This window comes from Falsiruegeria litorea R37 (assembly GCF_900172225.1).
In the GTDB taxonomy this organism is placed as follows: domain Bacteria; phylum Pseudomonadota; class Alphaproteobacteria; order Rhodobacterales; family Rhodobacteraceae; genus Falsiruegeria; species Falsiruegeria litorea.
In genome coordinates, this window is sequence record NZ_FWFO01000003.1 from 277,831 (window position 1) to 296,830 (window position 19,000).

General features: G+C 56.3%; 15 protein-coding genes. 10 read left to right on the forward strand and 5 right to left on the reverse strand.

Annotated elements, in window-relative coordinates:
- Positions 1 to 77: 77 nt before the first annotated feature.
- The 3 genes from TRL7639_RS17660 to TRL7639_RS17670 all read right to left on the reverse strand — a co-directional run bounded on the left by TRL7639_RS17660 (position 78) and on the right by TRL7639_RS17670 (position 3,284).
- Positions 78 to 1,535 carry a sulfatase family protein gene (locus tag TRL7639_RS17660; RefSeq protein WP_085797188.1) on the reverse strand — a complete coding sequence of 486 codons (1,458 nt, stop codon included), beginning with the start codon at positions 1,533 to 1,535 and terminating at the stop codon, positions 78 to 80.
- A gap of 99 nt (positions 1,536 to 1,634) precedes the next feature.
- Positions 1,635 to 2,561, reverse strand: coding sequence for an aminotransferase class IV (locus TRL7639_RS17665; RefSeq protein ID WP_085797189.1), 927 nt, complete (start codon positions 2,559 to 2,561; stop codon positions 1,635 to 1,637).
- A gap of 102 nt (positions 2,562 to 2,663) precedes the next feature.
- Positions 2,664 to 3,284, reverse strand: coding sequence for a response regulator transcription factor (locus tag TRL7639_RS17670; protein ID WP_085797190.1), 621 nt, complete (start codon positions 3,282 to 3,284; stop codon positions 2,664 to 2,666).
- A gap of 330 nt (positions 3,285 to 3,614) precedes the next feature.
- Between TRL7639_RS17670 and TRL7639_RS17675 the strand changes: the two genes are divergently transcribed.
- Both TRL7639_RS17675 and TRL7639_RS17680 read left to right on the forward strand, forming a co-directional pair.
- Positions 3,615 to 4,109, forward strand: coding sequence for a putative pterin-binding protein (locus tag TRL7639_RS17675; protein WP_085797191.1), 495 nt, complete (start codon positions 3,615 to 3,617; stop codon positions 4,107 to 4,109).
- A 24-nt stretch (positions 4,110 to 4,133) separates the two neighbouring features.
- Positions 4,134 to 6,623, forward strand: a complete 2,490-nt coding sequence (locus tag TRL7639_RS17680; RefSeq protein WP_085797192.1) for a hybrid sensor histidine kinase/response regulator — start codon at positions 4,134 to 4,136, stop codon at positions 6,621 to 6,623.
- A 177-nt stretch (positions 6,624 to 6,800) separates the two neighbouring features.
- Here the strand turns inward: TRL7639_RS17680 and TRL7639_RS17685 are convergent, their stop codons facing one another.
- Positions 6,801 to 8,063, reverse strand: a complete 1,263-nt coding sequence (locus TRL7639_RS17685) for an imelysin family protein (RefSeq protein WP_085797193.1) — start codon at positions 8,061 to 8,063, stop codon at positions 6,801 to 6,803.
- Positions 8,064 to 8,253: 190 nt separating this feature from the next.
- Here TRL7639_RS17685 and TRL7639_RS17690 point away from each other — a divergent pair, with 190 nt between their 5' ends.
- From TRL7639_RS17690 to TRL7639_RS17700, 3 genes are all read left to right on the forward strand, one after another.
- Entirely contained in the window at positions 8,254 to 8,856 is a 603-nt protein-coding gene (locus tag TRL7639_RS17690) for a DUF1214 domain-containing protein (protein WP_085797194.1), read from the forward strand.
- Positions 8,856 to 9,380: a DUF1254 domain-containing protein gene (locus tag TRL7639_RS17695; protein WP_207559691.1), complete on the forward strand. Its 525-nt coding sequence runs from the start codon at positions 8,856 to 8,858 to the stop codon at positions 9,378 to 9,380. Before TRL7639_RS17690 ends, TRL7639_RS17695 begins: the two co-directional genes overlap by 1 nt.
- Positions 9,381 to 9,558: 178 nt before the next feature.
- On the forward strand, positions 9,559 to 11,187 hold the full coding sequence (locus TRL7639_RS17700; protein WP_165759841.1) for an alkyl sulfatase dimerization domain-containing protein: 1,629 nt from the start codon (positions 9,559 to 9,561) through the stop codon (positions 11,185 to 11,187).
- 2 nt (positions 11,188 to 11,189) lie between these two features.
- Here the strand turns inward: TRL7639_RS17700 and TRL7639_RS17705 are convergent, their stop codons facing one another.
- Positions 11,190 to 11,522 carry a hypothetical protein gene (locus TRL7639_RS17705; RefSeq protein ID WP_085797282.1) on the reverse strand — a complete coding sequence of 111 codons (333 nt, stop codon included), beginning with the start codon at positions 11,520 to 11,522 and terminating at the stop codon, positions 11,190 to 11,192.
- A 184-nt stretch (positions 11,523 to 11,706) separates the two neighbouring features.
- Here TRL7639_RS17705 and betB point away from each other — a divergent pair, with 184 nt between their 5' ends.
- The 5 genes from betB (at position 11,707) to TRL7639_RS17730 (ending at position 18,847) form a co-directional block, all read left to right on the forward strand.
- Positions 11,707 to 13,161 (forward strand): betaine-aldehyde dehydrogenase, encoded by a 1,455-nt coding sequence (betB, locus tag TRL7639_RS17710; RefSeq protein ID WP_085797197.1) that lies wholly within the window; start codon positions 11,707 to 11,709, stop codon positions 13,159 to 13,161.
- Positions 13,162 to 13,278: 117 nt separating this feature from the next.
- Positions 13,279 to 13,809, forward strand: coding sequence for a lactoylglutathione lyase family protein (locus tag TRL7639_RS17715; RefSeq protein WP_085797198.1), 531 nt, complete (start codon positions 13,279 to 13,281; stop codon positions 13,807 to 13,809).
- Between the two features lie 117 nt (positions 13,810 to 13,926).
- Positions 13,927 to 15,192, forward strand: a complete 1,266-nt coding sequence (locus TRL7639_RS17720) for an aminotransferase class V-fold PLP-dependent enzyme (protein ID WP_085797199.1) — start codon at positions 13,927 to 13,929, stop codon at positions 15,190 to 15,192.
- Between the two features lie 272 nt (positions 15,193 to 15,464).
- The gene (locus TRL7639_RS17725; RefSeq protein ID WP_085797200.1) at positions 15,465 to 16,169 is read left to right on the forward strand and encodes an acyl carrier protein; all 705 of its coding nucleotides are present in this window, start codon (positions 15,465 to 15,467) and stop codon (positions 16,167 to 16,169) included.
- Positions 16,170 to 16,429: 260 nt separating this feature from the next.
- Entirely contained in the window at positions 16,430 to 18,847 is a 2,418-nt protein-coding gene (locus TRL7639_RS17730; RefSeq protein WP_085797201.1) for a GcvT family protein, read from the forward strand.
- Positions 18,848 to 19,000: the final 153 nt, after the last annotated feature.

The following is a 19,000-nucleotide window of genomic DNA, read 5'->3' on the forward strand; positions in this document are numbered from 1 at the left end:
CGAGGTATGGATAAAACCGCGCCGAAGGCGCCAGTCATCGCATTTTATCTGAGGTCTGTGCCTTTAGGGTTCTGGCCCTAGATCTTCTCGAGCTTGACCTCTTTTCCGGGAATTGGTGAAGCCGCAATCGAACCTGCATTTCGAACAACCTCGAGCCCGCCCAAATCCTCGATCCGAGCACGTTGATCAGCCTTGCTGCGCGCATCCGTTTCCTCAGGGTCGATGAACCCTTTCAACAAAGAAACAAGTTCGACCTCTTTGGGATGACTTTGGCCAGCAGCCAACAGATCCTGAGCTTCCCACGGGTCCGCGTCCAGATCGAACAGCTGATTTCGCATGTCGACATGGTAAATCAGTTTCCAATTTCCGAAACGGATCATGAAGCTCGAGTTTACGCTGCCCATGGCATGGTACTCAGAAAATCCGGGGCGCGGCTCGATCCGACCGTCGATGACCTGCAGCAACGAGCACCCGGCCAAATCTTCATCTTCAGTGGGAATGTCGTAGAGCTCCAGCATGGTCGGACACAGGTCCACATGGCTGACACAATCCCCTACGGCCCGCCCTTGCGGTACATCAGGCCCAGCCATGATGAGGGGCACGCCGGCGGAATGTTCATAAAGGTTCGCTTTGCCCAGAATACCATGTGCTCCGATCGCTTCGCCATGGTCCGAGGTATAGATCATATGCGTCGACCCGTTCAGGCCCAGATCTTCGGCCGCATCCATCACCTTGCCGATTTCGGCGTCGGTATGCGTAATAAGCGCACAATACCCCGCATAGGCGGTTCGCAAAAAACTCTCGTCCAACCCGTCTGACAGTTGGTTCATCCAAGCCAGATAGGCCATCGCAGGGTGATCATACTGATCTTCTGCATCCCAAGTCGGCGGCAGGGGCATGTCGGCGGGCGCATACTGCTCCCTGATCTTCTGGACTGCACGAAACGGCGGGTGGGGGCTGGGGTAAGAAACGATCAGAACCCAAGGTTCGGGCGTGTTGGCCTTTTCACGCAACCAATCAATGGCGCGCTCGGTGATTTGGTGATCATAGGTTTGATAGTCTGTCTCGCCGGGACCCGAATTGCCGTAGATGGCTTTATGTCCGGACCGGCTTGGCACGCCATCTTCGGTCGCCCGCAGCAAAGTCAGAGGCGAGCCGATGCCATCCACCACATGCATCGTGTGGATTTCTTCGGCGAAACCGTTGTCATCCTCGGCCGATCTATAGTGAAGCTTTCCGATCGCGGTGACGGGTACTTGCGCATCGCGCAGATAATGATGCCAGGTTTTGATGCGGCCATCATACATCGTGGCATTGTCCCAATACCCCGTTTGATGAGGATACCGTCCAGTCGCCATGGCCGCGCGCGAAGGACAACATAGTGTTGTCGCTGCATAAGCGTTTTCAAAACGAACCCCGCGTGCGGCCAAACGATCCAGGTTCGGCGTTTGTACGATCGGATGTCCAGCCGCGCCGAGAAAGTCGCGGGCGTGGTTGTCAGTTACAAATAGGATGAGTTTGTTGGCGCGTGACATGTGGACCCTACTCAACTCGATGGCGTAGGGTCATTACATATCATCATCTACTGGGCATGTTCGTGCAAATTCGGGAACATCTCGTTCAAAATGCGAAGACTACCCGGACTTTGCCGCAACATAGTCAGCGATCGCGCGTTTATAGAGCGTCTGAATTCGCGTCATGATCGGACGATCTGAGGTGCCGATGGGCTTTCCATCGATCATGGCCACCGGTGTTTGCGCTCCAAAGGTACCAGTCAGAAATGCCTCGTCCGCGCCATAGGCCTCGTAGAGCGAGTAGTTCTTTTCCAGAACCGGAATGCCATCCGCCTTACACAGGTCTATTACTTTCTGCCGCGTCACTCCGTTCATGCAATAGTCACCTGTCGAAGTCCAAACCTCTCCCCGCCGTACAATGAAGAAGTTGCAGGCATTGGTGGTGTTCACGAAACCATGCGGATCCAACATCAGCCCTTCGTCGGCCCCGGCCTGTTCTGCCTGCAAGCAGGCGATCACACAGTTGAGTTTGGAGTGGCTGTTGTATTTGGCATCCTGGCTCATTGGCAGTCCGCGCACCTGAGGCACGGTAGCCAGACGAATGCCTGCGCTTTGCAGACTGTTCACCGGCTTGGAATGCTCCATGATGATCACCAGCGTCGGCCCCGATTGAGACAATGAAGGATGCTGGAACGGCTTCACCTTGACGCCGCGCGTCAGCATCAACCGGCAGTGCACGTCGGTTGTCATCCCATTGGCGGCAGCTGTGGCACTAAGCGCCTCCAGGATGGCTGCTTCGTCCATCCCGACATCCAGACTAACCGATTTGCAGGAATTGAAAAAACGGTCCATGTGCTCTTCGAAAAAGGCCCATTGACCATCATAAAGGCGCAAACCCTCCCACATGCCGTCGCCCAGCATAAAGCCCGAGTCATAAACCGAGACCTTGGCGTCATCACGATGTACGAGATCCCCGTTCACATAAATCTTGATGTCCGCGTTGCGCGGATCTTCCAATGCGTCATGCGTGGTGTGCGTGTCGGTCATCTGGGTCCATCAGTTGCAAAAAATGGGTCGCGAGCGAATTGCCCGCGCCGCAACTGTTCAGGTTTTGACGTCCAATGGAAAGCCCAGAATTCAGCGGCCCAGCTATTCGGCCTCAAACCCCGCGTCTTTCGCGATCAACGCTGCCTGCGTTCGGTTCTTGGCATTTAGTTTCTTGCACAAGGTTCGAACGTGCAGCTTGATCGTAACCTCTTGCAGGTCGAGCTCCCGGGCAATTTCCTTATTGGATCGTCCACGGCACAACCCGCTCAGAACTTGACGCTCTCGCAGGCTCAGCTGCTTGGTGAATTCGGTCTCTGCCATCTCGCCCTGGTCGACCATGACACTGGCAGGAACATATGTTTCACCCGCCACCATAAACCGCACCGCATTGACCAGAGATTTTGCCCCCATGGTTTTGGGAATGAAACCAATCGCGCCGCTTTCCACGGCCTGCGGCGCAACCCGGTTGGGCGCGGTTCCGCTTAGGATAGCAAACGCCTGGTCGGGGAAACGCGCGACCGCCTCGGTCAAGCCATCCAGCCCATTCATCCCGGGCATGTTGAAATCCAAAAGCACCAGATCAAAAGGGCCTTTGGCTGACAACGTCTTCATTGCGCTGACGTAGTCGGGCTCAGTCACAACAGCAGCGCGCCCTTCGGATTCCAGATATGCTGAGATAGTATCACGAACCATTTCATGGTCGTCGGCAAGAAGAATACGCATGGCAAACAAAGACCTTGGTTTAACGAGCTGACCTTGTTGTAGCGCGCTCGGATAGGTTGAGCCAGCTATTGTTGGGCCACTGATGGATTCCATTCTATGCTTGCCTTCCCTAACAAATCTGTTGCGACATCTGATCAGATGCCCTCACCCTGTTTTGAACGTGACACGAAAATTCACACGTTCCTGACATCATTCAGTGTAAACAGCGCACCACAACGGTCATGTGAACTATACTAAAGGATAGATTCCTGATCCGATGCCCGCTCTGAGTTTCGACCAATCCGAGTGTAATAATCAGGCGTCCTAATTCGCATCAAAGGGTGGTTGGTCATGACATCATTTACGAAAATCGTTGCACTGTTCCTTTTACTGCACTTGGCAAAGGTCGCCTCGGCAGGTGAGGTCGTGTTGACCGTTTCAGGGGACGTGACCCGCGCGGAGCAATCCCAAGATTGGACGTTTGATATGGATGCACTGCGCGCCCTACCTGCGACCACAGTGAAGACGACCACCATCTGGACCGAAGGAGAGCAGTCGTTCACAGGCGTTTCACTGGCCATCCTTCTGGAACATGTCGGTGCAGCCAAAGGAACGATTCAGGCCGTTGCCTTAAACGATTATGCGGTTAAAATTCCAACCACGGACGCCATCGAGGACGGACCGGTCGTCGCCTATAGCCTGAATGGCAGCGAAATGTCGGTACGTGATCGGGGGCCATTGTGGATCATCTACCCCTTTGATGAAAACGAAACTTATAAGTCAGAAGAATACTACTCACGCAGCATTTGGCAGCTCGACCGGATTAAGGTTGTCGCACAGGAATAAGGCAGGACAGCAATAGATAGGGCGGTGAAACCTCAGAGCATCAGCGGTTGGCGCCTTGCAGTCATCGCCGCGCTTCTGATGATCAGCGGCGTTTTTGTTGTCGTGCTCGGTCGGGCTGTGGTCTCTGACCTCGATGCGCTGTCCACCGCTCAAAACGACGATATCAGCTGGAATATCTCTCAGTTAGAGGTTGAGCTGCTGAAATTGCAGAACGTTACGCTTGAGGTGATGCAGGATCCGGACACCGATTTGGCCAGTTTCCGAAAGCGATATGACATCTTTTACAGTCGGTTATCGAACCTGTCGCAAGGCAGGCTGTTTCACTCACTCAGAGAGAGACAAGACGTTCAAGCTGCCTTGCGTGCAGCCAACAGCTTTCTTGAAATGAACACCCCTGTGGTCGACGGGCCCGATAATGCTTTGCGCTTTGCTCTGGCTGACATTCGCAGCGACATGATCGAACTTAGCCCGCTCATCCGCAATTTGGCTTTGGGTGGGGTCGAACATTATGCCCAAAACGAAGCCATGCGCCGAGACAAGCTTTCACAAACACTGATCCGGCTGGCCGCTGCAATTTTGGTCCTTATTCTTGCTTTGGCCGTTACAGCGTTTGTCCTGCTCAAGCTCTTTCGGACGGGTGAGCGGTATTCTCATGAGAACGCAGTGATGCGGTCGCGCTTCGAAGCTGCAGTGAACTCTTCCCTGGATGCTGTATTGGTGGTCAACACCAAGGGTCAAATTATCGAATTCAATGGTTCAGCCGAAAGTGTGTTCGGCTATTCCCGCAAAGAGGCGATCGGCGGCGATATGGCCGATTTGATTGTTCCAGAGCACATGCGCGACATGCATCGAAAAGGTATGCAGAGATTCTTGGCCACAAACGAACAGAAGGTCATTGGCGCAGGCCGCCTTCGGCTGGAAGGGCTGCGAAAATCCGGCGAGATCTTCCCCGTCGAACTTTCCATTTCGTTGGCAGAAACAGAAGGTGAGCGGGTTTTTGTCTCGTTCTTGCGCGACATTACACAAGAGTTGAAAGCCGAAGAAGATCTGCGCACGGCGCGTGACAAGGCCCAGGAAAGCGAAAAGGCGAAATCTGATCTGTTGACCGTCATGAGCCACGAGATGCGCACCCCGTTGAATGGCATCTTAGGGTCACTGTCCTTGATTGATCAGGACAACCTGACTGATCGGCAAAAGCGACATTTGAATTCCATCGCGGTCTCTGGTGATTTGCTGTTGTCTCATGTCAATGACGTTTTACATCTGTCCAGCCTGACGGCCGAGAACTCCTTGCCCGAACAAAGTTCGTTCAATCTGCAAGACGTCATCGATGACGTTGCCGACAGCCTTCGCGCCAATGCACAGGCCCGCAACTGTGTTTTGCACGTCAATGCCCTGTCGGGTCTTCCACGCCTGGTTCGAGGGCACAAAACCTCGCTCCAGCAGTGTTTGGTCAATTTGGTGGGTAACGCTATCAAGTTCACGACCGACGGAACCGTGATAGTAGAGATCGAAAAATTGCCTGATGACCGGTATGAGATCCGTGTCTCGGACACAGGCGTGGGCATCGCGCCCCAAAATTTACCCAGGATTTTTGAAGAGTTCGTTACAATCGACACCGCATTTGCACGCGAGAACACTGGCACAGGGTTGGGTTTGGCGATCACAAAGCGGCTGGTCGAAGCGATGAGGGGCGAAATCGAAGTTGACAGTGTCCTGGGAGAGGGAAGCCTGTTCACCCTGCGCATTCCCCTGGAAGACCTGGATACCGGGCACGATCCCGACACACCAAAGCTCTCGACCGCGATAACGTCTTTGCCACCGGGACTGCGAGCGCTCGTTGTTGACGACAACGAGATCAACCGCATGATTCTGGTAGACATGCTGCAAGACATGCAGTTTGTCGTGATGCAGGCAGCTGACGGGTATGAGGCGATCGACCTGGTCGCGCAGCATCCATTTGACATCTTGTTGCTGGATATCAGCATGCCGGGCATCGATGGCACAGAAACGTTGGATCAGATCCGGTTACAAGACACCCAATGGAACCGTTGCCCGGCAATTGCTGTGACCGCACATGCCGCCAAACAAGATCATGACACGATTATGCAGGCCGATTTTTCAGACCTTCTTGTAAAACCAGTCGATCCCCTTCACCTCAAAACCGCACTGAAAGGCATCTTGATTCAAGACGCTCCACAAGACGAATCTGGGGAAGAGAACAACGCCAGGTTAGATTTTATCGAAAGGTTCGGGCACAAGGTCTATATGCGCCATGCGCAAGACTTGGGAACCCAGGTTTCCGAGTTGGCTCAACACCTGGCCACAGCCAAGGAACCATCTGCTGAAATCCGGCAAACTGCCCACAAACTGGCAGGCACAGCGGCCGTATTGGGGAAAGTGGAATTGACCCGTCTTTTGCAAACCGTTGAAGGCACATCCCAGATTGAGTGGGCGGAGCGGAGAGAGCAAATCCTGCTGGACCTTGCGGATGCGGTGGATCAGAAAACTTGAACTGGAAACGCTGCGAAAATCGGCGCTTGGTCGGCACCGCTCCAAATCACCCACGTGGCTGATTGATGACGGAAAGAAGACCTGAACACCTTTCGGCGCTTCGCTTCTCCCACAATAAGCGATGCTCAAAATTAGCGGCGCCCCAAGGCGCCGCCTATCCGTTCTGTTTAGATGTATTTAGTGGAAAACCGCGTCTGGGTTGTCCAATGAGTCCGATCCTTCAAAGTCGATATTGTCGAGCTTGAGGGACGCAACGATACGCTGAATGCTGCGCGTCTGATCGACCAGACCATCAACCCCGCCCATGATCAGGGCCTCACCGGCCGCATTGCCACGTTCCAACATCTGGTCATAAGCAAAGCCACTTTCCGCTGCCGATTTGATCCGCCCCAAGGCCATCATCGTGGTGGCCAGTTTGGTGCGCATTTCAGCATCCAGATCCGCGTCTGCAGCAGCTACCAGATCAGCCAATGCAGCCCCTGAAACCAGCTCGCCGTTCACACGGACGTATTCACCCAGGTAAACGTTTTGCACACCCAAGCCATCGTAGTAATGGCTGTTGTGCGTGTTGTCCGAGAAGCAATCGTGCTCTTCTTCGGGGTCGTTCAGCATCAGACCAAGGCGCATCCGTTCACCCGCTTGTTCGCCATAAGACAGGCTGCCCATGCCTGTCACAATGGTCACGATACCTGCGTTTTCGTCTTCCAGAACTGCATCACGTGCCGCGCCGCCATCTGCCCACTGCGCGGCCATCCATTCCAGGTCGCTGACAAGCAGGTCGGTCGCCGCCTCAAGGTAGCCCCCACGGCGATCACAGTTACCGCCCGTGCAATCATCACCCTTGGCATAATCGGTCCAGGACCGACCGCCCGCTCCAGCCCCATGGCCATTCAGATCCTGCCCCCACAGCAGAAACTCGATGGCGTGATATCCGGTCGCGACGTTCGCTTCGATTCCATCTGCCTCGTGCAAGGTTTCAGACAGCAATTCCGGCGTGATCTGGGCCGCATCCACCGTTTCACCCGAAAGGGTGAATGCCGGGTTCGCCACGATGTTCAGCGCTGCATACTCGTTTTCGTCCGATGGACCACCATAGCTGGCATCGACATAATCGATCAAACCCTCGTCCAGCGGCCAAGCATTCACCTTACCCTCCCACTCATCAACAATTGCATTGCCAAAGCGATAAACCTCGGTCTGCTGATAGGGCACACGGGCCGCCAACCATGCGTCTTTGGCGGCTTGCAAATTTTCGGCAGAGGGGTTGGTGATCAACTCATTCACTGCGGCCTGCAAACGCTGCGCGGTGAACAGGCTATCTTGATACTTGGCTTCGGCGATGTTGGCATAATTGATCAATACGTCAGTCTTGTCCGCGGCCAGAGCGGCGGTGCCCATAGACAGGCCAAGCGCAGTCGCCGCGAAGAAAATGGATTTCATCGGTGTGTTTCCTTGTTTGAATTTTACCAGACGCCCTTCGCAAGGATTTTGGGGGCGAGGTGCCTGCATTTAACTGACAAAATCACTTATATAAGTCAATCCTGAGTTTTTTAATCGACTAATATGCAAACCCACACCTTCCGCCACGGCAGGATTTACAGACCACCTTTCTGTAGGGTTCCCTGTACCCATGGGGAGAAGTCTGATTGTTGTCGCTGGCATTCTTGTTGGCGGCTTTATCGGGGGCGTGAGCGCCCTGATCGGTGCCGGTTTGATATCGGGGCCGATCACGCGTGCGAAACCTGTCCAAATCGAAGGTTGGGAAAGCGATTGGACCATCGGGTCCGATGCATCGGACCCATACTTACGCGCTTGGGTCGCCCGTTACGGTCTTCTGGCGCTCCGAAAAACCGAAGCCGTATATTTCATTGCCGACACCGACAGCGACGGCAACCCTTTGGCTGACGCCTGCACCTATCGAGTGAGTGGAGGTGCAATGCCCGGTTTCTGGTGGTCCGTGACGCTTTACGACGCCGATGGATATCTGCCGTTGAATGAGGGCATGCACCTGTCATTTGATGCAACAGATGTTGAAGGGGCTGAAAACTGGAGCTTTGACATTGCGGGGACCAAACCGTCCGACCCCGGCCAAAACTGGGTTTCGAGCAAACATGCAGGATTGTTTGACCTGACCCTGCGAATTTACGAACCAGAGCCGGTGTTTCTGGACGCCCCAACGTCCCATTTGGCACCGCCAAAGGTGCAAAGGCTGACCTGTAGGGGCGACGCATGATGTCGAAGAACCTGCTGTTTTTGACCACCACGCTCATCGCCGCAATCGCCGTGCATCTGTATGTCTTGTTCAACCTGCCCACATTCATCATGGACAAGGCCATTGCCCTGCTGCGCGGGGACGGCAGTACCTTCAATCAATGGCTACCGTCCGAACCGATCACGCCCGATAACCAGCCTGTCGTGCGCGCGTCCCCCGATCTGGCCTATACGATATGCCTGCTAGATCTTTCAGATGGCCCCCTCTTGGTGTCCGCGGCCACCTGGTCTGGCTACGGATCGTTGTCGATCTTTGACCACGACACACGAAATGTTCATGCATCTACGCTGCGAGGAGACGGGGCCATGCACGGTGTGATCGTCGCGACCAAGGATCAGTCGACACCTGCCAACTCAAACATGCCCGTTGTCCGCTTGAGCGACGAAACGGGCGTTGCTCTGATCCGCAGGTTGGCGCCTGACCCAAACAGTCGTGGCCAATCGGATGCACTTAATCCACTGGGGCGCTGTGGCCCGCTGACGTGATGATGAAAGGACCCTTTTCATGCGAGCTTTTCTAGCAGGTGCAGCCACTGCCACAGCAACAATTGTGATATTGATCGGATTGGGGGGATACATCTGGCTCACAAGCGATGAAAATCGGTCAAGCACTGCGTCTGAGACAACGTTTGCCACCGTCACCCGTACTGTCGCGCTTCCAGACGTGAAGGCGCATACAAAGCTTTTCGAGAAACGGATCGAAGAGCCCGTTCCAGGAGCCCACGTGGCCATTGGATATGGATTGGCAAATGTCATTGTCATTGACGCCCCCGATGGGTTGATCCTAGTCGATACCCTGGAATCGATCCGCGCAGCCCAAGGTCTTGTCCCCTGGCTGAACGAACTGCGCCAATCAACAGGCAAGCAGATCACAGACGTGATCTATACTCACAACCACGCCGATCACGCCTTTGGCGCAGGCGTGCTGTTGGCAGATCAAGACAATAAGCCCCGCATTTGGGCCCAGGAACAGACGCAGGCCCGCGTGAACGAGGTGGTGGGCATCCTGTCACCGATAACCTTCAAGCGCGCCATGCGGATGTTTGGGACATATCTGCCGAACGAGAATTTCGAGAACAACGGTATTGGCCCCCGCCTGCTCAGTACTCATTCCGACGGCTTCGACTTTGTTCCGCCCACGGACACAGTCGGGGATTATGCCGAAGTCACGATGGCGGGCGAAAAAGTGGTTCTGATCCACGCCCCGGGCGAAACGGATGATCAACTCGCTGTCTACCTGCCGGATCGGTCTCTGCTCTTGCCTGCAGACAACTATTACCATGCGTTTCCCAACATCTATACTGTACGCGGCACGCCTTATCGTGACCCCCGAAAATGGGCGCAAAGCTTGGACATAATGTCGAAGTTGAACGCCGAGACGATGATCCCGCAGCACTCTCAACCCGTTCTGGGCGCAGCAGAGATCCACAAACGACTGACGGATTACCGTGATGCAATCCAATTTGTCTATGACGAGACGATCCGTATGATCAACGCCGGCCTAACCCCTGACGAAATCGCCGAACAGATCGAACTGCCGCCGCATCTGGCGAACGCGCCTTACCTGAAGGAACTGTATGGTCGGGTCGATTTCGCAGCGCGCGCAGTGTTTTCAGGTACGCTCGGGTGGTTCTCGGGTGATCCTGTCGATTTGCGTCCGCCGTCTCCAGATCAACACGCGCGACTGATGGCCGAACTCGCGGGTGGCAACGACGCGCTGTTGGCGGCAGGGCAGGCATCGCTTGCCAAAGGAGACGCGTCCTGGGCACTAATCTTGGGCACTCAGCTGCAGCGCCTTGGAGACGATAGAGCCGCTGAATTACGCGCCACAGCCCTACGCGAACTGGCGGCGCGTGAAACAGCGTCATCCGTGCGCAACTACTTTCTGACCAGCGCGGCCGAGGCAGACGGCTTCACGATGCCAGTTGCTTCGATTTCGGCGACACCTGACCGCATGTTAAACGGCATTCCCATTGATCGCTTTCTTGGCATCCTGACGACCAATGTGGACGCCTCTGCGGTTCAGGACAAAAGCCTGTCGTACGGGTTCGAGTTCACTGATGCGCAAGATTACACCATCCGCATCAATCGCGGCGTAGCCTATCTGGAGGACGGGCTGGCCGACGATAATGTGGGTCGCTTGACCACCACAACAGACGTGTTCCGGGCCATCGCCGTCCAACGCCGGAACCCAGCCAAAGTGCTTATCGCTGGCGACATGCAGGTCATTGGCAGTATCACGGGACTGACGACGTTTCTGGGCTATTTCAACCCGCCGCTACAAGAGAACTGAGCCTACAGGTTGCTGTCGATCCAGCGCGACATCATCATCCGGTCGCGGAAACATTCGCGCGGAACTTCGCGCCGTTTCTTGCGGGCAATCCGCTCGGCAAATGCAACCTGCTTGGACGACGGGTAGTTGTCGAATCGCGACGGGGCACGACGCGGGCGGTGCGCCTCGATCCAGGCAGACATGGCGCGGCGATCTACACGCGCCTCGGGTGGCAAATCGACCGAGGATTTTTCAGCAATTGCAAGGGCATATTGCAGCTGTTTCTGCGTCACCGGCAGAATATGATAGTCGTTGCTGGGGCTCTCCAGCGATGTGGCCTTAGGCAGGTGGGCCATGATTATGATCCTCCGCTCCAGATGGAACAAATATAGAACATTCATGGAACTTTTTCAAGGTTTGCGCCGTTCAAGGCGCCTTGAGCGCCGTTTCTGAAGCAGCCTGTCCCGTCGTCATGCGACCATAAGTCGGGCGTAACCGACCTGCGTTTTTCACGCTTACTCAGAATCAAGGAATCACGGCATGAAATTTCAACCCACGGCCAGTCACTTCATCAATGGTGAGTACGTCGAGGATACCGCAGGCGAACAAATTGACGTGATCTATCCAGCCACAGGCGAAGTGATTGCCAAGCTGCATTCCGCCACGCCCGCAATCATTGATCAGGCGCTGAACGCCGCACAGGCCGCACAGGCCGAATGGGCGGCCATGTCGGGCACCGAACGCGGCCGCGTCCTGCGCCGGGCCGCCGACATAATGCGCGATCGCAACCGCGAGCTGTCGATCCTGGAAACCCACGACACCGGCAAGCCGTTGCAAGAAACCCTGGTGGCTGATGCAACCAGCGGCGCGGATGCGCTGGAGTATTTCGGTGGACTGGCCGCCTCGCTCACCGGCGAGCACATCCCGCTGGGTGGCGGTGATTTCGTCTACACCATCCGCGAGGCATTGGGCGTCTGCGTCGGAATCGGTGCCTGGAACTATCCCACGCAGATCGCCTGCTGGAAAGGTGCCCCGGCGCTGACCTGCGGCAATACGATGGTGTTCAAACCCTCGGAAACAACGCCCCTGTCGGCCCTAAAAGTCGCCGAGATCCTGATCGAGGCGGGCGCACCCAAAGGTGTCTACAACGTCGTCCAAGGCTACGGCAACGTCGGCGCCTCACTGATCACCGACGACCGCGTTGCCAAGGTTTCGCTGACCGGCTCGGTGCCCACCGGACGCAAAGTCTATGCCGCCGCTGCGGATGGCATGAAACACGTGACGATGGAACTGGGCGGCAAGTCCCCCATGATCGTGTTCGATGACGCCGACATGGAAAACGCCGTGTCAGGCGCGATCCTGGGCAACTTCTATTCCTCGGGCCAAGTCTGTTCGAACGGCACCCGCGTGTTCGTGCAAAAAGGCATCAAGGAAGCTTTCCTGAACCGCCTGTCCGAACGCCTTGCCACCGCCAAGATCGGCGATCCGCTGGACGAGGATGTGAACTTTGGCCCAATGGTCAGCGAAAACCAGATGAACATCGCGCTTGGCTACATCGAAAAGGGCAAAGCCGAGGGCGCGCGCCTGGTCTTTGGCGGCGCGCGGATCGAAGGCGACGGTTTCTACATGCAGCCAACCGTTTTTGCCGATGTCACCGATGACATGACCATCGCGCGCGAAGAGATCTTTGGCCCGGTCATGTCCGTTCTGGATTTCGACACCGAAGATGAGGTCCTGGCCCGCGCAAACGACACCGAGTTCGGCCTGGCCGCTGGTGTGTTCACCAACGACCTGACCCGCGGGCATCGGATCGTGGCCGGGTTTGAGGCAGGCACCTGCTATATCAACACCTACAACCTCGCTCCAGTCGAAGCACCCTTTGGCGGTTCCAAGATGTCAGGTGTCGGGCGTGAGAATTCAAAACTGGCAATCAACCACTTCAGCGAGATGAAGACCGTCTATGTCTCGATGAACGACGTCGAAGCGCCCTATTGATCAAAAGGCCCGGCAAACCTCTGCCGGGCCAATCCATCTCCACCGGCTGGGTATCGGGGCGCGCTGTGCTAGGTTTTGTGCAAGCCCATTTTTCAGCCCAACGCATTCGGAGGTCCCATGTCACAATATCCCCGCACCTTTTCCCACATCGGCCTGTCTGTTCCAAACGTCGACGCAGCAGTCGAGTTCTATTCCAAGGTCATGGGCTTTTATGTGATCATGCCACCCACGGACGTCACAGAAGATGACAGTGACATCGGCGTCATGTGCACGGATGTGTTCGGGCCAGAATGGCGCAAGCTGCGCATCGCCCACATGGCGACCGGTGACCGCGTGGGCATCGAGCTGTTCGAGTTTGACGGGAATTATCCCCCCGAAAACAACATGGATTTTCGCCGCAACGGGACCTTTCACTTCTGCATTCAGGATCCAGACGTCGAAGGATTGGTTGAAAAAATCGTGGCGGCGGGTGGCAAACAGCGTATGCCAATCCGATACTACTATCCCGGTGAAAAACCCTACCGAATGGTCTATGTTGAGGACCCGTTCGGGATCGTGTTCGAGCTCTACAGTCATTCCTATGAGCTAACCTATTCCTCGGGCGCTTATAGCTCTCAGGGGCAGGACCCATCACAAACTGACGAATGATCACGCACGATATTCAATATCAATTCGCACCTTTAGGGCTAGAAAGTTTTGCGTGTCATTGCATAACTCTGACCGTAGCTTGCGCTCGACCATCTGCGCCAACCTGACGGAGCCCTCATGACACACATCACCCCCGAGTTGCTGACCGATATCCGTGACCGGTTTGCCCAGATCGACCATTGCCCGCAGCAGGGCGAGCGTATCTTCTTTGAAAACGCAGGCGGCGCGCTAACGTTGAACTCGGTGGTGGATACATCGCAGGCCTACGCCGCGATCCCCGACAACCAGGGCCGCGACAACCCGGGCAGTCACGAGTTGGTGCGTGTGATCACCAAAGCCAAGGAAGACATGGCCGTCTTCATGAACGCGCCGGGGGGTCAGTTCTTTGTTGGTGAAAGCGGCACCGAGTTGCTGTTCCGCCTGATCATGAACGCCTGCCTGGGCACAGGTGCGGGTCAGGTTCTGGGCACCACCCTTGAACACCCCGCGACCCGTAGCGCCTGCGACCGTTGGGCCCGTGTGGCTGGGCAAAGCCATGTATTGGTCGCGCATGACGACGACACCGGCACAGTCACGGCGGATGCTTATGCCGCCAAGGTAACCCCCGACACCAAGGTCGCCACCATCGTCCATACGTCGCCCGTGACCGGCATGGGGGTCGATGTCGAAAGCGTCGTAAAAGCCATCCGCGCCGTTGCGCCCGAGTGTTTCATCATCGTCGACGGCATCCAGCACGCCGCCCACGGGCGGATCGACCTGACCGCCTATGACGTCGATGGCTATGTGATCTCGCCCTACAAAGTGTTCTCGCGCCACGGCTATGGCGTCGCCTGGATCTCGGACCGGCTGACCCATCTGCCGCACAACTCGCTGATCGACGGCCCGGAAGACAACTGGGAAATGGGCACGCGCGACACAGGCTCTTATGCCACCATGTCCAATGTGGTGTCGTACTTCGAATGGCTAGGCGAACAGGTGAGCGACGCCGCCACCTCTAACCCCAAAGACCGACGCGCCAAATTCGTCGCCGCAGGTGAGGCGATCCACGCTCAGGAAAAAGCCCTGACCGACGCGATGATCCACGGCACCGGCAACTTGGCGGGCCTCAAGGACATGGGAAAGGTGCAGATCATCGGCGGCATCGACAACCCCGCGCGCGAGGGGCTCGTGTCCCTGACCGTGAAAGGCGTCCCCTCCGTCGATGTGGTCAAAATGCTCAACGAACAGGGCATCCGCACCCACCTGCGCAAGGCGGATCATTACTCGGGCAACATCCTGACGCCCCTGGGCCTGGATGGCTGCGTGCGTGTGTCGATGTGCCACTACAATTCAGAGCACGAAGTGGCCCAATTCCTGGCCGCAATGAAATCCATCGCTGCCTAAGTCCCTATTTCTTCTTGTTGAAAAATACGGCGGGGGAGTCGCACAGCGACGGGGGCAGCGCCCCCTCCCCACTTTTCCAAGTGGAACGCCTCTTGCGGTTGCAAGTTTTCTGACATTTTCAGCACGTTACATCATGCTACTCCGAACCAAAACGTCAAACATTCTTGAACAAATGATGGAGATGCGGGACAATACTGACCTTTTCATTTTTCATCACATTAGCTAGCTTCGATGGAACAGCTGCAACAATGCTACCGCGTTTGGGGTGAACAATGGGTAATCTTAACGCAAACCGGAAATCCAGTTCAGTTGGGATTGTCGGCGACAGTGATGACGTAGAGCTGATTGAGTATTTTGAAGAAGTATTCGCAATCACCTTTTCCAACAAAGAAGCAGAGAACATCAGCACACTTGGCGAAGCTTACAAGACCATCTGCTCGAAGCTGCCACCGAATTCGGAACAACGAAAAAGATGCCTGACGGCGATGGCCTACTATCGTTTGAACCGCGCATTATGTGAAAATGGAAAAATTCATCCATCAGTTTGCATTGAAGTTCCTTCTGCAATGACCCCGAAAGACTTTCAAAAACAACTGGAGGATCGAAGCCATCTCCATCTCGAGTTTCTCACTGGAACGAGTTCTTGGGTCACTATCTTGACCTTCTTACAGTTTGTGACTTGGATCGTCGGCCCGCTCATATTCTCTGGTTCCAGTGCCGTCGCAGCCTCCCTTTCGATCTTTGCAATATCCCATGCAATATGGAGAATTGCGGAGCGTTCAGACAAGCGGGTCTGGATTTTTGAAGGAACTATTGGCGACTTGTCCCGCCGAGCTTCAGACGCAAATATTGGCGAGTTGGTTTTGTTGGGAGGCAAATGGAAAGACGCCGATGTCTGGCAAACCATGACTGCAATCATTTCAGATTTCACCGGATATCCATCAGACCAAATGAAACCAGAAACCAAATTCATCTAAAGCACATCGAACAGTCGCTGAGGGCTCAAGGCGGACCTTAACCGCCCCGAACATTTTTTCTTACTTCGGGTAGCTGCGTCAGTCTACGACTGTAGTTGTCAATCTCGACCGTCGTTCAATCACCCAAATCCGCTATCCCCCAAACAAAGCGGGACAGCTCGCACAACAAAATCCGTGGCTCGCCCCCCAATTTTTTGACGGGTGTTGAGCCACAGACCCGGCTAGCGTCTGCTGCAGCGCATTGACGGAGACAAAAGCCGATGAAAACCCACGCCCAGGCCGTTGTTATCGGGGGCGGCCTTGCCGGTTGTTCCATCCTCTACCACTTGGCCAAGCTCGGATGGACCGACAGCATCCTACTGGAACGGGACGAGCTGACCTCTGGTTCCACGTGGCACGCGGCGGCCAACATCCACGGGCTGCACGACAACAACAACATCACCCGCATCCAGCATTACACGATGAACCTGTACAAAGAGTTGGAGCAGGAAACCGGTCAGGGGTGCGGCGTGTTCCAACCCGGCTCGCTCTATCTGGCGCAGACCGAAGAGCGCGAGCATCAGCTGCGCCTACAAGAGGCCAAGGCGCGGTTCTACGGCTTGAACTTTCACGAGGTCAGCCGCGAACAAGCCAAGGAACTGCATCCGCTGGCGCAATTCGATGACATCCGCTGCATCATGTATGAACCCGATGGCGGCAACGTCGACCCTTCGGGCGTGACCCACGCCTATGCTGCGGGCGCGCGCAAGATGGGCGCCACCATCGAACGCTTCTGTCCGGTGATCGGGACCGAACAGCAAGACGACGGCTCTTGGATCGTGCGGACCGAAAAGGGCGACATTCACACGCAATGGGTGGTGAATGCGTCCGGTCTTTGGGGCCGCGAAGTTGCGGCGCTTGCAGGGTTGGAACTGCCGCTGCAGCCCACCGAGCACCAATATTTCGTAACCGAAACCATCGACGAGGTCGCCAACCTGAGCCGTCGCCTGCCTTCGATCGCTGACCGGGATGGAGAGTATTACTTCCGCCAGGAAGGCAACGGGCTGCTTATCGGAGCCTATGAAAAGGACATGAAGTTCTGGGCCGAAAACGGTACGCCGCTGGATTTTGCCCATGACCTGTTCCCCGACGATCTGGACCGGATCATGGAAAACGTGATCCGAGCCACCGAACGTGTGCCAGTTGCGGCCACAGCCGGTGTGAAACGGGTGATCAACGGCCCGATGATCTGGTCGCCGGATTCGAACGCGCTGTGGGGTCCCGTGCCTGAGTTGAAGAATTATTTCATGTGCGGTGGGATCATCCCCGGCTTCTCGCAATCGGGTGGTCTGGGCCTGTTGGCCGCGCAGTGGATGATCGAAGGCGAGCCGCAGTACGACATGTTCGCCTGGGATCTGGCGCGCTTTGGCGATTGGGCCGACAAGAAATTCACCAAGGCGCGTGTCGAAGATCAGTACACCCACCGTTTCGCCATCCACTTCCCGAACGAGGAACGCAGCGCCGGTCGCCCGGCCCGTGTGCGCCCGGCTTACGAGATGCAGAAAGAGATGGGCGCAGTGTTTGGCATGAACTGCGGCTGGGAACATCCGCTGTGGTTCGCTGACAAGCCCGGCGTTGTCGACACCAACAGCTTCACCCGCCAGAACTGGTGGGCGCCGGTGGGGGAAGAGGTTCGGATGCTGCGCGAGAATGTGGGTGTCATCGACATCTCGAATTTCGCCAACTACGTGATCAAAGGGCCCGGTGCGCAAGAGTGGCTGGACAAGCTGGTCGCCAACCGGGTGCCATCCGAAGTGGGACGCTCCTGCCTCACCCCACTCATCGGCGTGCGCGGCGGCATCGCTGGCGATTTCACCATTACCAAGGTGGCGGACGGCGAATACATGATGGTCGGCTCGGGCATGGCCGAGCGCTATCACCAACGCTTCTTCAACATGATCGACCTGCCCGAAGGCACCACGTTCGAGGTCGCCACCAACCGCATCGCGGGCTTCAATGTGGCTGGCCCCAAGGCGCGCGACATGCTGCAGCGGATGACCAACACGGATCTGTCGAACGAGGCATTCCGCTTCATGCGCTCGGCCACGATCGAGGTGGCTGGCGTGACATGCCTTGCAATCCGCGTGTCCTTCACAGGCGATCTGGGCTGGGAACTGCATTGCGCCGAAGCGGACCAGGTGCGCCTGTACACGGCCCTGATCGAACGCGCCCGCGAGTTCGACGGCGGCCCGGTGGGTGGTCGCGCGCTTGGCAGCTTGCGGATCGAAAAGGGCTATGGCTCGTGGGGTCGCGAGTACAGCCCCGAGTACTGGCCGCAAGAGGTGGCGCTGGAGCGACTGATCAAGCTCGACAAGGATTTCCTGAACAAGGACGCCTATCTGGCAGTCAAGGACAACCCGTCGCGCGAGGTTCTGTCGGTGTTCGAAGTGGATGCCGTGCATGACGCCGATGCCTCGGGTGGCGAGCCGATCTTTACCAAGGACGGCAAGTCGGTGGGTCGCGTGACCTCGGGTGCCTATGGCTATTCGGTCGGAAAATCGTTGGCCATCGGCTATGCCGACCCGTCTGTGGCTCAGCCGGGCGACGAGTTGGAGGTGTTCATTCTGGGCAAGCCTCACAAAGCGATATTTCTGGCCGAGCCGCCGTTTGACCCCAAAGGCGAACGTCTGCGGGGCTAGACCCGACCAGGGGGTGCTCCCGCCCCCGCGCGGCCCTGACTGCGTCAGCACCCCGAACGGCCTTGGGCCGGGCGCCGGGCTTTCGCCCGGCGCAGTTGCGTTCGTGGCCAGTCGCTCGCAATAGGTACAACCTTCGGCTGATCATTGATTGCA

Coding starts and splice junctions, on each gene's coding strand:
- TRL7639_RS17660 (WP_085797188.1), bottom strand. CDS start 1,535: ATGTCACGCGCCAACAAACTCATCCTATTTGTAACTGACAACCACGCC.
- TRL7639_RS17665 (WP_085797189.1), bottom strand. CDS start 2,561: ATGACCGACACGCACACCACGCATGACGCATTGGAAGATCCGCGCAAC.
- TRL7639_RS17670 (WP_085797190.1), bottom strand. CDS start 3,284: ATGCGTATTCTTCTTGCCGACGACCATGAAATGGTTCGTGATACTATC.
- TRL7639_RS17675 (WP_085797191.1), top strand. CDS start 3,615: ATGACATCATTTACGAAAATCGTTGCACTGTTCCTTTTACTGCACTTG.
- TRL7639_RS17685 (WP_085797193.1), bottom strand. CDS start 8,063: ATGAAATCCATTTTCTTCGCGGCGACTGCGCTTGGCCTGTCTATGGGC.
- TRL7639_RS17690 (WP_085797194.1), top strand. CDS start 8,254: ATGGGGAGAAGTCTGATTGTTGTCGCTGGCATTCTTGTTGGCGGCTTT.
- TRL7639_RS17695 (WP_207559691.1), top strand. CDS start 8,856: ATGTCGAAGAACCTGCTGTTTTTGACCACCACGCTCATCGCCGCAATC.
- TRL7639_RS17705 (WP_085797282.1), bottom strand. CDS start 11,522: ATGGCCCACCTGCCTAAGGCCACATCGCTGGAGAGCCCCAGCAACGAC.
- betB (WP_085797197.1), top strand. CDS start 11,707: ATGAAATTTCAACCCACGGCCAGTCACTTCATCAATGGTGAGTACGTC.
- TRL7639_RS17715 (WP_085797198.1), top strand. CDS start 13,279: ATGTCACAATATCCCCGCACCTTTTCCCACATCGGCCTGTCTGTTCCA.
- TRL7639_RS17720 (WP_085797199.1), top strand. CDS start 13,927: ATGACACACATCACCCCCGAGTTGCTGACCGATATCCGTGACCGGTTT.
- TRL7639_RS17725 (WP_085797200.1), top strand. CDS start 15,465: ATGGGTAATCTTAACGCAAACCGGAAATCCAGTTCAGTTGGGATTGTC.
- TRL7639_RS17730 (WP_085797201.1), top strand. CDS start 16,430: ATGAAAACCCACGCCCAGGCCGTTGTTATCGGGGGCGGCCTTGCCGGT.